Source organism: Alkalibacterium putridalgicola (assembly GCF_040959045.1).
Lineage (GTDB): Bacteria > Bacillota > Bacilli > Lactobacillales > Carnobacteriaceae_A > Alkalibacterium > Alkalibacterium putridalgicola.
The window spans coordinates 1,819,714-1,836,789 of sequence record NZ_CP162615.1; the positions used below are offsets into that span (position 1 = coordinate 1,819,714).

Below are 17,076 nucleotides of genomic sequence, written 5' to 3' on the forward strand. Positions count from 1 at the left end.
TTCTTTTTATTTTTTTGAGAACTCTGTTCTCTCAAAACTAGACAGTTGATTTTACGTACACACAACGTTTTTCTACAACACCGCATCTTACCCTTAAGCCACCTTTGGTGGTTAAGTCCTCGACCGATTAGTACTGGTCCGCTCCACATATCACTATGCTTCCACTTCCAGCCTATCTACCTGATCATCTTTCAGGGGTCTTACTTCCTTAAAGGAATGGGAGATCTCATCTTGAAGGGGGCTTCACGCTTAGATGCTTTCAGCGTTTATCCCGTCCACACATAGCTACCCAGCGATGCCAATGGCTTGACAACTGGTACACCAGCGGTGTGTCCATCCCGGTCCTCTCGTACTAAGGATAGCTCTTCTCAAATCTCCAACGCCCGCGACGGATAGGGACCGAACTGTCTCACGACGTTCTGAACCCAGCTCGCGTACCGCTTTAATGGGCGAACAGCCCAACCCTTGGGACCGACTACAGCCCCAGGATGCGATGAGCCGACATCGAGGTGCCAAACCTCCCCGTCGATGTGAACTCTTGGGGGAGATAAGCCTGTTATCCCCAGGGTAGCTTTTATCCGTTGAGCGATGGCCCTTCCATATGGTACCACCGGATCACTAAGCCCGACTTTCGTCCCTGCTCGACTTGTAGGTCTCGCAGTCAAGCTCCCTTCTGCCTTTACACTCTACGAATGATTTCCAACCATTCTGAGGGAACCTTTGGGCGCCTCCGTTACATTTTGGGAGGCGACCGCCCCAGTCAAACTGCCCATCTGACACTGTCTCCCGACCGGTTAACGGTCGTGGGTTAGAGTGGCCATACAGCGAGGGTAGTATCCCACCAACGCCTCCACCAAGACTGGCGTCCTGGCTTCATAGGCTCCTACCTATCCTGTACAAGCTGTACAGACACTCAATATCAAACTACAGTAAAGCTCCATGGGGTCTTTCCGTCCTGTCGCGGGTAACCTGCATTTTCACAGGTACTATAATTTCACCGAGTCTCTCGTTGAGACAGTGCCCAAATCGTTACACCTTTCGTGCGGGTCGGAACTTACCCGACAAGGAATTTCGCTACCTTAGGACCGTTATAGTTACGGCCGCCGTTTACTGGGGCTTCAATTCAGAGCTTCGCCGAAGCTAACCCTTCCTCTTAACCTTCCAGCACCGGGCAGGTGTCAGCCCCTATACATCTTCTTACGAATTAGCAGAGACCTGTGTTTTTGGTAAACAGTCGCTTGGGCCTATTCACTGCGGCTGACCAATTGGTCAGCACCCCTTCTCCCGAAGTTACGGGGTCATTTTGCCGAGTTCCTTAACGAGAGTTCTCTCGATCACCTTAGGATTCTCTCCTCGACTACCTGTGTCGGTTTGCGGTACGGGCAGCCTACTTCTCACTAGAAGCTTTTCTCGGCAGTGTGACATCGGATACTTCGGTACTTAATTTCCCTCCCCATCACAACTTGTCCTTAAGAGAAAAAGCATTTGACTCTTTCTCAGACTTGTTGCTTGGACACGCTATTCCAGCAGCGTGCACATCTTAGCCTCCTGCGTCCCTCCATTGCTCAAACAAAGCAGACTGGTACAGGAATATCAACCTGTTGTCCATCGCCTACGCCTTTCGGCCTCAGCTTAGGTCCCGACTAACCCTGGGCGGACGAGCCTTCCCCAGGAAACCTTAGTCATTCGGTGGACGGGATTCTCACCCGTCTTTCGCTACTCATACCGGCATTCTCACTTCTAAGCGCTCCACAAGTCCTCACGATCTTGCTTCAACGCCCTTAGAACGCTCTCCTACCATAGAACCATTGGTTCTATCCGTGGCTTCGGTATCTTGTTTAGCCCCGGTACATTTTCGGCGCAGGGCCACTCGACTAGTGAGCTATTACGCACTCTTTAAATGATGGCTGCTTCTAAGCCAACATCCTAGTTGTCTAAGCAGCCCCACATCCTTTTCCACTTAACAAGAATTTGGGGACCTTAGCCGACGGTCTGGGCTGTTTCCCTTTCCACTACGGATCTTATCACTCGCAGTGTGACTCCCGGATCTACATCTGTGGCATTCGGAGTTTATCAGGATTCGGTAACCCGATAAGGGCCCCTAGTCCAAACAGTCGCTCTACCTCCACGATGCATATTATCCGAGGCTAGCCCTAAAGCTATTTCGGAGAGAACCAGCTATCTCCAAGTTCGATTGGAATTTCTCCGCTACCCACACCTCATCCCAGCATTTTTCAACATACTTGGGTTCGGGCCTCCAGTGCATTTCACTGCACCTTCACCCTGGACATGGGTAGGTCACTTGGTTTCGGGTCGACGACGGCATACTCTACGCCCTATTCAGACTCGCTTTCGCTGCGGCTCCACCTCTTCGGTTTAACCTTGCATGACATCGTCACTCGCCGGTCCATTCTACAAAAGGTACGCCATCACCCATTAACGGGCTCTGACTACTTGTAAGCACACGGTTTCAGGTGCTGTTTCACTCCCCTTCCGGGGTTCTTTTCACCTTTCCCTCACGGTACTGGTTCACTATCGGTCACTAGGGAGTATTTAGGCTTGGGAGATGGTCCTCCCGGATTCCGACGGAATTTCTCGTGTTCCGCCGTACTCAGGATCCCGGCTAGGCAAGGTTGAATGTCGCATACGGGGCTTTCACCCTGTCTCGCATAACTTTCCAGTTATTTCTGCTATTCTCGCTTGTCCATGTCGCCAGTCCTACAACCCCAGAAGGCAAGCCTTCTGGTTTGGCCTCTTCCCGTTTCGCTCGCCGCTACTCAGGGAATCGCATTTTGCTTTCTCTTCCTGCAGGTACTGAGATGTTTCAGTTCCCCACGTCTACCTTATCCATAGCTATGTATTCACTATGGATATATCACTTGATGAAAAGTGATGGGTTCCCCCATTCGGAAATCTCCGGATCAAAGCTTACTTACAGCTCCCCGAAGCATATCGGTGTTCGTCCCGTCCTTCATCGGCTCCTAGTGCCAAGGCATCCACCGTGCGCCCTTATTCACTTAACCTGACGGTTAAGGGTAATTATAGCGATGAGAGTTTCGTCTTAAAACAAAACTGTTCTCAATTTCTATTTCTCGGTGTTGTTTCTTAACATTTGTGTTTGTTATAAAATCAACTATCTAGTTTTCAAAGAACAAAGTCTGAAGGAAAAGTATCCCTCAAAACTAAACAAAGTAAAAGCAACCTGTGCAAGGTTCCGTTTGCCCTAATGGCAATATCCTTAGAAAGGAGGTGATCCAGCCGCACCTTCCGATACGGCTACCTTGTTACGACTTCACCCCAATCATCCATCCCACCTTCGGCGGCTGGCTCCCAATAAAGGGTTACCCTACCGACTTCGGGTGTTACAAACTCTCGTGGTGTGACGGGCGGTGTGTACAAGACCCGGGAACGTATTCACCGCGACGTTCTGATTCGCGATTACTAGCGATTCCAGCTTCATGCAGGCGAGTTGCAGCCTGCAATCCGAACTGAGAATGGCTTTAGGAGATTAGCTAAACCTCGCGGTCTCGCAACTCGTTGTACCATCCATTGTAGCACGTGTGTAGCCCAGATCATAAGGGGCATGATGATTTGACGTCATCCCCGCCTTCCTCCGGTTTATCACCGGCAGTCTCGCTAGAGTGCCCAACTGAATGCTGGCAACTAACAATAAGGGTTGCGCTCGTTACGGGACTTAACCCAACATCTCACGACACGAGCTGACGACAACCATGCACCACCTGTCACTCTGTCCCCGAAGGGAAAGCCCAGTTTCCTGGGTGGTCAGAGGATGTCAAGATCTGGTAAGGTTCTTCGCGTTGCTTCGAATTAAACCACATGCTCCACCGCTTGTGCGGGTCCCCGTCAATTCCTTTGAGTTTCAGCCTTGCGGCCGTACTCCCCAGGCGGAGTGCTTAATGCGTTAGCTCCAGCACTGAAGGGCGGAAACCCTCCAACACTTAGCACTCATCGTTTACGGCGTGGACTACCAGGGTATCTAATCCTGTTCGCTCCCCACGCTTTCGAGCCTCAGCGTCAATTACAGACCAGAAAGTCGCCTTCGCCACTGGTGTTCCTCCATATATCTACGCATTTCACCGCTACACATGGAATTCCACTTTCCTCTTCTGCATTCAAGTCTTCCAGTTTCCAATGACCATCCACGGTTGAGCCGTGGGCTTTCACATCAGACTTAAAAGACCGCCTGCGCTCGCTTTACGCCCAATAAATCCGGACAACGCTTGTCACCTACGTATTACCGCGGCTGCTGGCACGTAGTTAGCCGTGACTTTCTGGTTAGATACCGTCAAGGAGGTGCCAGTTACTACACCTCTTGTTCTTCTCTAACAACAGAGCTTTACGATCCGAAGACCTTCTTCACTCACGCGGCATTGCTCCATCAGGCTTTCGCCCATTGTGGAAGATTCCCTACTGCTGCCTCCCGTAGGAGTCTGGGCCGTGTCTCAGTCCCAGTGTGGCCGATCACCCTCTCAGGTCGGCTACGTATCACTGCCTTGGTAAGCCATTACCTTACCAACTAGCTAATACGCCGCGGGGCCATCCATAAGCGATAGCCGAAGCCATCTTTAATGATCTAAGCATGCGCTATGATCACCTATGCGGTATTAGCACCCGTTTCCGGATGTTATCCCCCTCTTATGGGCAGGTTCCCCACGTGTTACTCACCCGTTCGCCACTCTTCCGCACTCTGCAAGCAGAGTGCTTCATCGTTCGACTTGCATGTATTAGGCATGCCGCCAGCGTTCGTCCTGAGCCAGGATCAAACTCTCATTTTGGTAGTTTGAAATAGCTCAATTTAAATAATGTGAGTTAAACATGTTAACTCGTTTGTGTTGTCCTGATCCGATAAAACGGATCGAAGACCCCTGCACATTTGGTTGTTTTACTTTGTTCAGTTTTCAAAGATCTCACTCGTTCAGACGTTGACGACGTTTCGTGTCAACTCATATAATATTACAGGCTTTCGTTTTCGTTGTCAAGAACTTTTTGAAATTATTTTAGAAAACATTTCAAAGTTGTAAGCGTTCCCTTTGCCTCTACGACAACTACTTAAGTATATCTGGTCGTGAGTAAAATGTCAACAACAAATTTATAAAACCTCGCTGCTGGAATTCAATCGTTGTTTTGCAGCAACGAGATTAATAATAACAGGTAATTCAACTATAGTCAATACTATTTTATATTTTATTTTCCCAGAAGTATAAATGATAATCCTGCAGGTCTTCACCATTGTCATATTGCTCGACCGATCCAACGAATATGAACCCATTTCTTTTATAAAACGAGTTCAAATAGTCATTAGACGCTACACAGTCTAAACGGAGTCCGGATTTTTCATCTCTTACCGCAACCTCTATTGCTTTATCCAGCAATAGACTTCCGGAATTCCGGCCGTGTTCATCTGCTGACAAAGCCAATCGGTGCAAATAATAGACATCACTCGTTTCATCTATTCCCCAAAAGTCTTTATCCCAGGCTGTCTGCTTACTCCACAAGGCAAACGTTCCTACTATATTTTCAGACCGGTATACGAGGAATACCTCCTGACGTTCGATAGCTCCTTCAATATTATGAACGTCTTCTCCTTTTAACAAACCTGCCCACTGAGTGGATCCTTTTTTATTCAGCCACTCCGCCGTTTCGAATAATAACCGTTTTACAAGACTCAAATCCTTTAACTGTGCTGGCACTACATTAATATTCATCATAAAGAACCCCTCTCTCAAAGCTATTTAATTAATAGAATACACGATATTAAAAAAAGAGAAAAGAGCAAATGCTCTTTTCTCTTTTAAAGCAGATTATAATCTGTTATTCAGTTCTTTTGCCAGATCTTCAAATCCAGGTTTTCCTAATAGTGCAAACATATTTTTCTTATAAGCTTCTACACCCGGCTGGTCAAACGGATTGACACTGTTTAAATAGCCTGAGATTGCTACAGCAGCTTCGAAGAAATAAAAGAGATAACCTAATGTATAAGCTGATGTATCTGGGATGGTCAATACAAAGTTTGGCACTTCGCCATCTGTATGAGCCAAAACAGTTCCTTCAAAAGCTTTCGTATTCACGAAGTCGATTTCTTTTCCTTCAAGATAACCTAAACCGTCCAGATCTTCTTTTTCTTTAGGGATGGTCAATGACTTCTTAGGCTTATCCACTTTAATAACTGTTTCAAATAAGTTTCTTCTACCGTCTTGGATATACTGCCCTAAAGAGTGCAGATCAGTAGAGAAGTTTGCACTTGATGGGTAGATGCCTTTTTGATCTTTGCCTTCTGATTCACCGAATAATTGTTTCCACCATTCTGAAAGGTACTGCAAGTTTGGTTCATAATTGATCAGCAGTTCTGTCACTTTTCCTTTTCTATACAGGATGTTTCTTAAAGCAGCATATTGGTACGCACTGTTTTCAGTTATATTCTCATTAGCGAAATCCACACGAGCCTGATTTGCACCTTCCATCAGCTTGTCTACATCTCCCCCGCCTACAGCAATCGGCAGCAGACCTACAGCAGTCAATACAGAAAAGCGTCCGCCGACATCATCAGGGATAACAAAAGATTCATAGCCTTCAGCGTCAGCTAATGATTTCAGTGCACCCTTCTCTTTGTCTGTTGTAGCAAAAATACGTGATTTTGCTTCTTCTTCACCATATTTTTCGATCAGAAGGTTTTTGAACACTCTAAACGCCAAAGCAGGTTCAGTTGTCGTTCCAGATTTAGAAATAATGTTGACAGAGAAATCTTTCTCTCCAATCACTTCGATCAGATCTGATAAGTAGGTAGAACTGATACTATTACCTGCAAAGAAAATCTGAGGTGTATCACGTTTATCTGCACTCAGTTCATTATAGAAAGAGTGATTTAAAAAGTCGAGGGCGGCTTTTGCACCCAAATAAGAGCCACCGATACCGATAACAACAAGAACTTCTGAATCAGATTTGATTTTATCAGCAGCCTTTTTAATGCGGCTGAACTCTTCCTTGTCATAATCTTCCGGTAAATCTACCCATCCCAGAAAGTCACTACCGGGACCAGTCTTTTCGCGCAGCAACTTGTGTGCAGCAGTGACTTGCGGCTGCATATAATCCAATTCCTCTTTATTGATAAACTGACCCATTACCTTAGAGTCATCAAATGTAATGTGTGACATAAATTTTTTCCTCCATTTTTTTATATTTTATATAAGTAAAAATTGTGGAACACCGGAAATTTTCCACTCTTCCAGTGTAGAGACGATATTTTCTGAATGGACCCATGATAAATCATTATTTTCTATCAAGAGATCTTGGGGGGATGAAAGGTCATCGTCTTCATAAATAAACACGAATAAGGGAATACGATTGTCGTGAACGATCGCATTGGTCAACTCGTTCAACTCTAAATTCTCGATATTAATATCGACGATTTCTTTCAGTCTGTTTATCACACAGGCTAGCCCTGTCTTTTTAGGTTCAACGACAGCGGCTGGAAACGAATATCCATCTTTCTCTTCTTTAACCAAAAATACATAACGACCTTCTTCATCTTTAACTAAGATAGTACTGGCTACATAATGGTTTCCCTTAATCACTATTATTTACACCCTTCTATTACTAAATTTTAAGGACTGGCTATTTTCTGCTGTTTTCGATTTCCTTCAGAGCTCGTTCTGTCCATTCAGGCATCTTATCATCGATCGATTTAAATCCGACACCTGTTTTCCTTCCATATCTGGAGATGTTTTTCCGGTTTGCAAAAGGATGGTATTTAGGTTTCTGAAGACTCCTTAGAGATAAACTGATTTTGTTAGAATATTCATCAATATCCATGATCATGACATCGATTTCGTCTCCTTTAGAAACAATTTCAGCTATATCTTTTATATATCCATGTTTCAGTTCTGATATATGAATAAGCCCCTGTGTGTCCTCATCTATGGAAACGAAGGCTCCGTACGGTTGAATTCCAGTAACGGTTCCTCTTACTTTCTGACCGATTTTGTAGACCATGAACTCACCTCTTTACTATCATGGCATGATTCGAATTATCATAAAATAGTATAGCATGAAAAAGGCAGTTTTGGAAACCATCTTATGTATTTACCCCCTTGATATCATAAGTCAGATGAAAGATACTTAAACTATACTATTATGTTAAAGGAGCGATCACATGGATTTTGAGAAGATAGTTGACCGGAAACAGACGAGCAGTGTCAAATGGGACAGAGCTGAGAAGATTTTCGGCAGTCCTGATGTTTTACCTATGTGGGTAGCTGACATGGATTTCGATAATGCCCGCCCCATTAAAGATGCCCTCCGAAAAATGATCGATGAAGAAGTCCTCGGATATACTTTTCCCCCGGATTCACTCTTCACTTCTATCAGTAACTGGCAGAAAACCAAGCATAACATGCCCACGGAAAGAGAGAACATCCTGTTGTCGCCTGGTGTGCTGTCATCCATTGCTGTAGCTGTCCAGGCTTTCACTGAACCCGGAGAGAGTGTACTGATACATGAACCAGTTTACCCCCCGTTCTTTTCAATGGTCAACAAAAACGAACGGCGTGTTTTCCGCACTTCTCTGGATATTGAAGATGGACAGTACACAATGGATTTTGATGATATAGAACGTCAGTTTAAAGATGAAAATATCAGGTTATTTGTTTTAAGTAATCCGCATAATCCCGGCGGAAGAGTATGGTCAGAAGATGAGCTGGTCCAACTGGTAGAATTGTGTAAAAAATATAAGGTGATCCTGATCAGCGATGAGATCCACAGTGATCTTGTATACAGTGAGAAGACTTGTGTATCACCTGTTACTTTAGATGATTCATATAAGGACTGGGTGGTCACCCTTCATTCAGCTACTAAGACTTTTAACATTGCAGGGGTTAAGACTTCTTTCATCCTAGTCTTTAATGAAGTTTTAAAGGCTAAGCTGGTAAAGGTCCAGGAAGAAACCGAACTGGATATCGTTAACACATTTGGGATGAGAGCGACTGAAGCTGCCTTGTCAGAGTCAAATGAATGGCATGAAGCCTTACTTGAAAAACTGGAAGCCAACCGTTCGATCGTCACCGATTTTTTTGACAAAGAACTTCCCGAGGTCTCCTATATGGTCCCTGAAGCCACTTACCTTTTCTGGTTCGATGCTTCTCGTTTAGGCGTTGACGATGATAAGTTGAGAGAAACGTTTGCTCAAAAAGGAAAAATTGGACTGAACGATGGCATCAGCTACGGTCCAAGCGGAAAATCATATATGCGACTGAATTTTGCTGTCCCCAAGTCTCTTCTTATGGATGGCCTGGAGCGGATCAAGACTGTTTTCGATCATTATAGTAACTAAAATAGTAACTAATATATGTAAAAAAGCATTTCTCGACTTAGAGAAATGCTTTTTTACTTGCTATAATTCTTTTTGTGCCAGGAGCAGGCACCCAGTTACGCCCGCATTGTCATCCAGTCCCGGCGAGACAATATACTCGTCTAGGTCTGGTGTCGCCACATAACCATTTACCAGCTTGGAAAATTCTTTCCTGATAAGCGGGTACAGCTGTGACTGTTTCATGACCCCACCGCCTAAAATGATTTTTTCAGGACTAAGTGTCAACGTGTAAGTCATCAGCGCTTGCGCAAGATAGTAGGCTTCAATGTCCCATACGTCTTTCCTGTCGGTCAGATACTGAGCTTTTTTATTGTATCGCTGTTCTATCGCTGGACCGGCAGCAAGTCCTTCCAGACAGTTGCTGTGATAAGGACAGGTGCCTTTAAAGGAATCTTCTTCGTGCATTCTGACCGGAATGTGCCCCATTTCAGGATGTCCGTAGCCTTCAAGAGGCTCTCCGTTAATTACGGCTCCTCCTCCGATACCTGTCCCGACCGTGAGATAAAGGCAAGAGTTTTTACCAACGGCAGCACCTTTTTTCAGTTCACCGTATGCCGCTGCGTTGACATCTGTTGTCCATGCGACGGGGACAGCGTATCTTTCTTTCAGTTTTCCTAAAAAATCGACATTCTGCCATGCCAGCTTAGGTGTAGATGTGACATAGCCGTAGGTAGAAGAGTTCTTATTTACATCGATCGGACCAAATGATCCAACACCGATGGCTTCCAGAGTGTAATTATCAAAAAATTCAAAAACCTTATCAAACGTTTCTTCAGGTGTCGTGGTTGGAATAGAGAGCTTTTCCACATGTTCAAGAGTGTTGTCGCTCACTGCAAGAACGAATTTTGTTCCACCTGCTTCGATCGCACCTAACATGAAATACCTCTTTTCTCATATCAACTGGTTTTTATTTGTCATCCAATATCGTCACTGTTTCGATTACAACATCTTCATTCGGTTTGTCCATAGCGTTTCTGTCTACATTCTGGATGGTATCAGCTACATCATAACCTTCTACAAGTTGTCCGAAAACCGTATGTTTCTGATCCAGCCAAGGTGTTCCGCCTTTTTCCTTATAGGCTTCGATGATTTCATCAGGGAAACCGGCAGCTTCCAATTGGGAGACCATTTGTTCAGGAAGCTCTGACATGGTGACAACAAAAAACTGACTTGAGTTGGTATTTGGACCCGCATTTGCCATTGAAAGGGCTCCGTTTAAATTGAACAGTTCCGGACTGAATTCATCTTCAAAATTTCCGCCGAAGAAGCTTTCTCCCCCCATGCCGCTTCCGGTAGGATCGCCTCCCTGGATCATGAAGTTAGGGATGACGCGATGGAAGATGACCCCATCATAATATCCTTTTTTTGCAAGACCAACAAAGTTTTCGACCGTTTTGGGTGCATGTTCAGGGAATAAACGGACCGTCATGTCCCCTTTGTTCGTTTTGATCACTGCTCTTAATCCTGTATTTTTATCAACATTTAACTGTGGAAATTCACTCATGTTTTAATTCCTCCTATTTTAGATGTGTCTTTAGTTTACCGTAGTTCATTTCGTTTTCCAATAAGTTTTACTTTAGTGAAACTTTTTTATAATTTTTTTCTATTGTTCATGTTATTATTAAAAGGTGCTCATAAATCTTATAAAGGACGTTGTTAAATGACACTACTGGAAAATTACCCCTTGGTCGCTGCTTTGTCAGCCATTATTTTATCTCAACTTATTAAAATACCCGTTGCCTATTTCTTGAAACGCCCGTCCACCGTAGCCTTGGCTATGTCGACAGGCGGCATGCCCAGCTCACACTCAGCAGGAGTCACGGCCCTGGTTACGAGTCTACTGATCGAATATGGAGTGGCTTCTCCTTACGTCGCCATCGCCTTCACTTTCGGGGTCATTGTTATGTTTGACTCTATGGGTGTGAGACGCCAAAGCGGGGAGCATGGGATCATCATCAATGAACTGATCAGAGACTTTGATGATCTGCAAAAATCTTTCTCCAAATACCATCATGAAGAAGTGCTGAAGGAAGATGACGAAGAACTGAGATCAAGAGGTTTCCTTGGCCACAAACCGATCGAAGTCTTTTTTGGGATCATTTCAGGAATCATTATTGCACTTGTCATTAGTCTCTTTTATTAAACACTATCACTAGGAACTGTATACGGAGGGTTAAGTTTGACTGATTCAGAAGAAATATACGATATAACCATTATCGGGGGTGGCCCGATCGGCATGTTTGCCGCATTTTACGCCGGTATGCGGAATGCAAAAACAAAAATGATTGAATCCCTGCCAGTTTTGGGCGGACAGGTCGCCCTCTTGTATCCCGAAAAAACACTGTATGACGTGGGGGGTTACGCGGGGGTCACTGGAAAAGAACTGGTTCACCAGTTGACCGCTCAAATGCAGCACTTCGATCAGACCATCTGTCTTGAGGAAGAAGTCACGCACATACAGAAACTGGATGACCATCTGTTTGAACTGACAACTTCTAAAGGCATCCATTATTCCAAAACCATCGTGATAGCTACCGGACAAGGCTCTTTTAATCCCAGAAAGCTGACTATCCCTGATGCGGATATCTATGAAGAGAATAATCTGCACTATATCGTCAAACAAATCGAGCAATACAGAGATAAGACGGTTGTTATCTGTGGCGGTGGTGACACCGCCGTCGACTGGGCTCTTACTTTAGAATCTATTGCCGAAAAGGTATACTTAGTCCATCGACGCGACCGATTCAGGGCTCATGAAGGATCCGTCGAGATGCTTAAGTCTTCGAGTATAGAACTGCTCACTCCTTATGTTCCTCATGAACTGCTGGGAGAGGGAAACACATTGAGTTCTGTGGTTTTCAAGGAAACAAGAGGAAATAAACTAAAAAAAATCGATGTGGATCATTTCATCGTCAACTATGGCTTTGTTTCTAAGCTTGGACCTGTTAAACAATGGGGACTGGACCTTGACCGGACAGACATTATCGTAAACAGTAAAATGGAAACATCGATCGACGGTATCTATGCCGCAGGAGACAGTATCACTTTTGATGGAAAAATCAAGCTGATCGCTACCGGTTTCGGGGAAGCCCCCACCGCTGTCAATCACGCTGTACATTCCATTCATCCAAAAGAACATGCCCAACCTATACAGAGTACTAAGTTGTCATTCGAAGAATAAAAAGGAGGAATCATTATGGTACAATCAGGATCTAAATTACATGAAGTTGCATTGAAAAGATTGAACGACCGTGGTGTTGAGTTAGAAGAGATCGCTGAGCTGGTATACGATTTACAGTCCCCTTACCTGACTGAGATATCGGTGGATCTCTGCCTGGAAAATGTCAAGGCTGTTATCAGAAAAAGAGAAGTGCAGAACGCTATACTCACAGGCATTGAATTGGATGTATTGACAGAAGAAGGCAAACTTTCCAGTCCCCTTCAGGAAATCATTGAAGAAGATGAAAGTTTGTATGGTATCGATGAGATACTGGCTCTATCCATCGTGAATGTTTACGGTTCTATTGGGTTTACCAATTACGGCTTTCTGGATAAAACCAAGCCGAAACTGATCAAGCGTCTGGATGATCATACTCACTCCAATCAAACACACACTTTTTTAGATGATATTGTAGGCGCCATTGCTGCAGCGGCTGCCAGCCGCCTTGCTCATGATAATCCGGGTATTTCTAAAATAATGAAATAGAATATAAAATACAGAAATAGCCGGGACTCTTAGTCTCGGCTATTTCTGTATTTTCGTGTAACAATTAAACATCTATTCAAAGAAATGTTCCGTCACCAAATCCTGCAGTTGCGTTATACCTTACCTGTAATAAACAGGTCAAGTCATACACCATATATGCGGACTTGACCTGTGTAGTTTATTTGAAAGCATTTCTCTTGCTGTACTGATAAGCAACAATAAAGAATACTTCTATAAGCAGGAAAAACAGCAAAAAGGTGTACATAAAAAATTCCTGCGGTAGCGCCATGATGATAGGATCTGTGGCTGGATTGAACAGCCAGTCATCATTATTGAAGAATATTTCATGAAACAGCACAAACATTCTGTCAAAACTTACAGCTAAAAAGGTGAGGAGCAGCGGCGGAACAAGTGCTGCTATGAAAAAAGTTTTCTGAAGTGTCCAGAAGCGTTTCTTCTTCTTCAGTGATTTCAAATAAAAGAAGCTGCCAATTGACGAAACGATCAGGACAAAATAATTGAGATAAAACAGAAGCTTCACTTCATAGAAATGAAACAACCCACTGTCAGAACTTATGAAGTCCGGAAAGTTCAGTTCGGTTATCCACGGGAAATGAAGATACCTTAGTAAAACATGATAGTTCTCCATTAATGTTTCCATTGACATACCCAGCTGTTCCGGCAGGCCAAGAGACCAGGCTGAATAGTAGTACAAAGGTGTGAATAATATGACAAAGGCTATGCTGACAGTAATAATAAATAGAATCAGACTGATTACACCTGCAATTTTTTTAATGTCAGGCACGATCATCGCCCCACTCATCCAGTGTATTGATTACGTACGTTGGTTGGATCTCCAGATACTCAAGGTCTTCTTTCTTCGTAAATCCTGTGAGTACAAGCAGTGTATCGATCTGACTGTTTATTCCCGCCATAATATCCGTTTCGTAATTGTCCCCGACCATGAGTACCTCTTTTTTAGAAAGGTTCAGTTTATCCAATGCTGAAGCCATCATGATTTTTTCGGGTTTTCCAACAAATATCGGCTTAGTATGAGAGGCTCTTTCGATCATGGCTATCACAGATCCTGCTCCGGGGCTCATCCCTCTTTCTGTAGGGATATTGGTATCTTTATTCGTTGCTACAAACGTCGCCCCTTTTTGGATAGCCAGACTGGCAACTTCACATTTATCATATGTCAGATGCCTGTCAAGTCCTACAACGACATGATCGATGTCCTCATCTACCAGTTCACATCCGACGTCAGTCAGAGCCTGTCTTAATCCATCTTCTCCGACCACGTAGACACGGTTCCCTTTCAACGCTTTAACGTAATCGGCTGTGGCAAGAGCACTTGTGTAAATATTCTCGGCTTTTGCCGGTATATTGAATGTTTTATTTAATCTATCCGCAACTTCTTCGGGGGTACTGGTCGAATTGTTAGTGAGGAATAGATAGGGAATTTTACTATTTTTCAGTTTTTTTACAAAATATGGGGCTTCCTTGATTGGTTCTGTTCCTTTATACATTGTGCCGTCGAGATCGATAAAATAACCGCGATATTTGATATCCTGCATGATTTGACTCCTAATCTTTCTTTTTTCTGATCTGGAAGCGGGTCTTGCCGCTATTACTTTTTACTTCTTTGACTTCTTCTTTTTTCTGATTAGAATCCTCAGTTTTGTTCCGGTTCTTTTTTGTAAATGATCGTTTACCGCTTGAATTGGTGCTGGAAGTCGTTTTTTCCTTTTTATCTGATTTTTTTGAAGGATGAGACGCCTTCTTTTTTTTATAAGGTTTTTTTCCGCCACGGTTCTTTTTGCCTTTACTTTGTGACTGAGTGTTGCTGCTGGACTCATACTGACGAGTCGACTGCTTTTTATTCGGTTCCAAGTTTTCCAGTACGAAATAAGCACAACCGAAGCTGCAGTACTCCAGCAAATAATCTTCCAGATATGAGATGCGCATATCGATTGGGATCTTCTTTACCTCATCCTGATAAAATCCTCGCAATCTTAATTTCCCGTAAGACATATCTCCTACGATGTAATCATACTTTTCCAGAAAATCACTGTATCTCTCTTCCAATAATTCAAGGTCCAGAGCTTCTCTATAATTTTTCACGATCTTATACTTGTCGTCTTTAATAGAGATATGATCTGAATCGATTTTTTTAACTGTTTTATCTTCCGGATTGATGACCTTATCCAGTGCATCAGTAGACAGTTCAGGCTGTTTATCTTTTTTGTCTTGATTGCTCACGTGTATTCTTTCCTTTCAAAAATGCCAGAGCCCCTCGACTCCTGCACCTGTTATTATCTTAAAAAACTCTTCTATTATCTCCACTTATTCTAACATACAATCACTGTACGTATATAATCCTTTTTACATTACCTGCTTTTTCTATTATTACTGAATTGACAAGACGCCCCTCTTCTTCTAAAGTAGTAGAATAAATAGTTTTGACTGAAGGAGAAGTTATGCCGAAAAAATATTACGCAGTAAAAAAAGGACGCAAGCCGGGTATATATTCTACTTGGCCGGACGCTCAAAAACAAGTGTCAGGATATCCCAGCGCTCAGTTTAAATCGTTTCAGACTGAACGCGAAGCACAGGAATATGTAAATGGTGACTTGAAAACACCCAGTCTGGTCACGCCAGATTCACTTATTGCCTACGTTGATGGTTCTTTTGACAAGCGGACACAGACTTACAGCTATGGAGTGGTGTTACTTAAAAACAACAAGGTTCTGGCAGAACTGAATAATTCAGCACGCGATCCTGAATATGCAGAAAGTTTCCAGATAGCCGGAGAATGTTTTGGTGCATTAAACGCTATCAAGTGGGCAATCGACAACAGTTACAAAGATATCATCATTTATTATGACTATCTGGGCATCGAAATGTGGGCAACGGGGCAGTGGAAGGCAAATAAAACAGTGTCCAAGGATTATGTTAAGTTCTTTAAAGCTTTTAAAAACAAGATAAACATCTCTTTTGTGAAAGTGAAAGCTCACACTGGCGTCATTTATAACGAAAGAGCAGATGAACTGGCTAAGCAGGCACTCACTACCTCTTCCTGAACAAGTTAATAACAGGGTATTTTCCTCTTTAAGAGGAAAATACCCTGTTTTACATTTTACAGCTGAGTTATTTTTTTCATATCATCATCAGAGAGCAGAAAGTCCAGACTTTCCAGATTTGCTTTCTGATTTTTTTGATCATGCGATTTTGGGATGACGATGATGCCTCGCTGGGTCTGATAGCGAAGCAGGACCTGTGCCCACGTTTTTCCATAATGTCCACCAATCTCAGTTAAAACGTCACGGTGTTTGTCCGTCGTTTTCATCGGTCCCCAAGCCTGCGGTCTGATGTCACGATCAAGCATAAACTTGATCCATTCATTATTCCATTCTACAGGATTAGACTTGATCTGATTAACAGCCGGTTTGATCGTTGCAAACTGGCCCAGTTTTTCCAAATCCTCATTCGTAAAATTAGACACGCCGATCGTTCTGATTTTTCCTTTGCCTACAAATTCTTCCAGTACTTCCCATGTCAATTTCAATTTATCTTCATCTTCGATCGGTTTATGAATGAGATATAAATCGATATAGTCACTCTGCAAGTTTTTAAGGCTCTGATTCAGCGTCTTTCTTACCGTCTCTTTGTCTTTCACATAGTCATCCTGAGGAGGAATCTTGGTAGTGAGGTAGAATTCACTGCGGTCGATACCACTTTCTTTGACTGTTTTTCCTACTCCTGCTTCATTCCTGTAGGATATAGCCGTATCGATCAATCGGTAACCCATTTTTATCGCAGACTCCAAAGCAGAAAAGTCGCCATTCAGTTCACCGTTATAGTCGTTATTCTCCTTCCCATACGTATTTGTCCCTGTTCCTAAGTAAGGCATTGTCGTACCATTGTTCAAGCGTACATATTCCATTTTATCGCTCCCTTGTTAAAGTATATATTATTTTTATTG

15 protein-coding genes and 2 rRNA genes are annotated in these 17,076 nt (G+C 43.5%); 5 read left to right on the forward strand and 12 right to left on the reverse strand.

The window, feature by feature from the left end; all coding sequences use genetic code 11:
* Window positions 1–107 precede the first annotated feature (107 nt).
* The 6 genes from AB4027_RS08685 to AB4027_RS08710 all read right to left on the reverse strand — a co-directional run bounded on the left by AB4027_RS08685 (window position 108) and on the right by AB4027_RS08710 (window position 8,010).
* Window positions 108–3,023: ribosomal RNA gene (locus AB4027_RS08685) — 23S ribosomal RNA — on the reverse strand.
* Between the two features lie 219 nt (window positions 3,024–3,242).
* Window positions 3,243–4,796, reverse strand: a 16S ribosomal RNA gene (locus tag AB4027_RS08690).
* The 16S and 23S rRNA genes sit together here, the layout of an rRNA operon.
* A gap of 402 nt (window positions 4,797–5,198) precedes the next feature.
* A complete protein-coding gene (locus AB4027_RS08695) occupies window positions 5,199–5,726 on the reverse strand; it encodes a GNAT family N-acetyltransferase (protein ID WP_368645024.1) in 528 nt (175 codons plus the stop codon).
* Window positions 5,727–5,822: 96 nt separating this feature from the next.
* Window positions 5,823–7,172 (reverse strand): glucose-6-phosphate isomerase, encoded by a 1,350-nt coding sequence (locus tag AB4027_RS08700; protein ID WP_368645025.1) that lies wholly within the window; start codon window positions 7,170–7,172, stop codon window positions 5,823–5,825.
* A 27-nt stretch (window positions 7,173–7,199) separates the two neighbouring features.
* Window positions 7,200–7,592 (reverse strand): NUDIX domain-containing protein, encoded by a 393-nt coding sequence (locus AB4027_RS08705; RefSeq protein ID WP_246119075.1) that lies wholly within the window; start codon window positions 7,590–7,592, stop codon window positions 7,200–7,202.
* 40 nt (window positions 7,593–7,632) lie between these two features.
* Window positions 7,633–8,010, reverse strand: coding sequence for a CvfD/Ygs/GSP13 family RNA-binding post-transcriptional regulator (locus tag AB4027_RS08710; protein ID WP_368645026.1), 378 nt, complete (start codon window positions 8,008–8,010; stop codon window positions 7,633–7,635).
* 160 nt (window positions 8,011–8,170) lie between these two features.
* On the opposite strand from AB4027_RS08710, the gene AB4027_RS08715 reads away from it, so the two are divergent.
* Complete coding sequence (locus tag AB4027_RS08715; protein WP_368645027.1) at window positions 8,171–9,346, forward strand: MalY/PatB family protein; 1,176 nt, start codon at window positions 8,171–8,173, stop codon at window positions 9,344–9,346.
* Window positions 9,347–9,406: 60 nt separating this feature from the next.
* Here AB4027_RS08715 and AB4027_RS08720 read toward each other — a convergent pair whose 3' ends face one another.
* Together AB4027_RS08720 and AB4027_RS08725 are read right to left on the reverse strand one after the other, a co-directional pair.
* Window positions 9,407–10,261, reverse strand: coding sequence for an ROK family protein (locus AB4027_RS08720; RefSeq protein WP_368645028.1), 855 nt, complete (start codon window positions 10,259–10,261; stop codon window positions 9,407–9,409).
* 31 nt (window positions 10,262–10,292) lie between these two features.
* Entirely contained in the window at window positions 10,293–10,889 is a 597-nt protein-coding gene (locus AB4027_RS08725; protein WP_368645029.1) for a peptidylprolyl isomerase, read from the reverse strand.
* A 156-nt stretch (window positions 10,890–11,045) separates the two neighbouring features.
* On the opposite strand from AB4027_RS08725, the gene AB4027_RS08730 reads away from it, so the two are divergent.
* The 3 genes from AB4027_RS08730 to AB4027_RS08740 are packed head-to-tail and all read left to right on the forward strand — an operon-like array spanning window position 11,046 to window position 13,091.
* Entirely contained in the window at window positions 11,046–11,528 is a 483-nt protein-coding gene (locus AB4027_RS08730) for a divergent PAP2 family protein (RefSeq protein ID WP_091488036.1), read from the forward strand.
* Window positions 11,529–11,564: 36 nt separating this feature from the next.
* Window positions 11,565–12,566: an NAD(P)/FAD-dependent oxidoreductase gene (locus AB4027_RS08735; RefSeq protein ID WP_368645030.1), complete on the forward strand. Its 1,002-nt coding sequence runs from the start codon at window positions 11,565–11,567 to the stop codon at window positions 12,564–12,566.
* Window positions 12,567–12,581: 15 nt separating this feature from the next.
* Complete coding sequence (locus tag AB4027_RS08740; RefSeq protein ID WP_146880594.1) at window positions 12,582–13,091, forward strand: phosphatidylglycerophosphatase A; 510 nt, start codon at window positions 12,582–12,584, stop codon at window positions 13,089–13,091.
* 178 nt (window positions 13,092–13,269) lie between these two features.
* Here the strand turns inward: AB4027_RS08740 and AB4027_RS08745 are convergent, their stop codons facing one another.
* The 3 genes from AB4027_RS08745 to AB4027_RS08755 are packed head-to-tail and all read right to left on the reverse strand — an operon-like array spanning window position 13,270 to window position 15,353.
* Window positions 13,270–13,896, reverse strand: coding sequence for a TIGR01906 family membrane protein (locus AB4027_RS08745; RefSeq protein ID WP_368645031.1), 627 nt, complete (start codon window positions 13,894–13,896; stop codon window positions 13,270–13,272).
* Window positions 13,889–14,659 (reverse strand): TIGR01457 family HAD-type hydrolase, encoded by a 771-nt coding sequence (locus tag AB4027_RS08750; protein ID WP_091488052.1) that lies wholly within the window; start codon window positions 14,657–14,659, stop codon window positions 13,889–13,891. Before AB4027_RS08750 ends, AB4027_RS08745 begins: the two co-directional genes overlap by 8 nt.
* A 19-nt stretch (window positions 14,660–14,678) precedes the next feature.
* Complete coding sequence (locus tag AB4027_RS08755) at window positions 14,679–15,353, reverse strand: YutD family protein (RefSeq protein ID WP_368645032.1); 675 nt, start codon at window positions 15,351–15,353, stop codon at window positions 14,679–14,681.
* A gap of 218 nt (window positions 15,354–15,571) precedes the next feature.
* Here AB4027_RS08755 and AB4027_RS08760 point away from each other — a divergent pair, with 218 nt between their 5' ends.
* A complete protein-coding gene (locus AB4027_RS08760) occupies window positions 15,572–16,174 on the forward strand; it encodes a viroplasmin family protein (RefSeq protein ID WP_368645033.1) in 603 nt (200 codons plus the stop codon).
* Window positions 16,175–16,230: 56 nt separating this feature from the next.
* On the opposite strand, the gene AB4027_RS08765 is transcribed toward AB4027_RS08760, so the two are convergent.
* Window positions 16,231–17,037, reverse strand: a complete 807-nt coding sequence (locus AB4027_RS08765) for an aldo/keto reductase family protein (RefSeq protein ID WP_368645034.1) — start codon at window positions 17,035–17,037, stop codon at window positions 16,231–16,233.
* Between the last annotated feature and the right edge of the window lie 39 nt (window positions 17,038–17,076).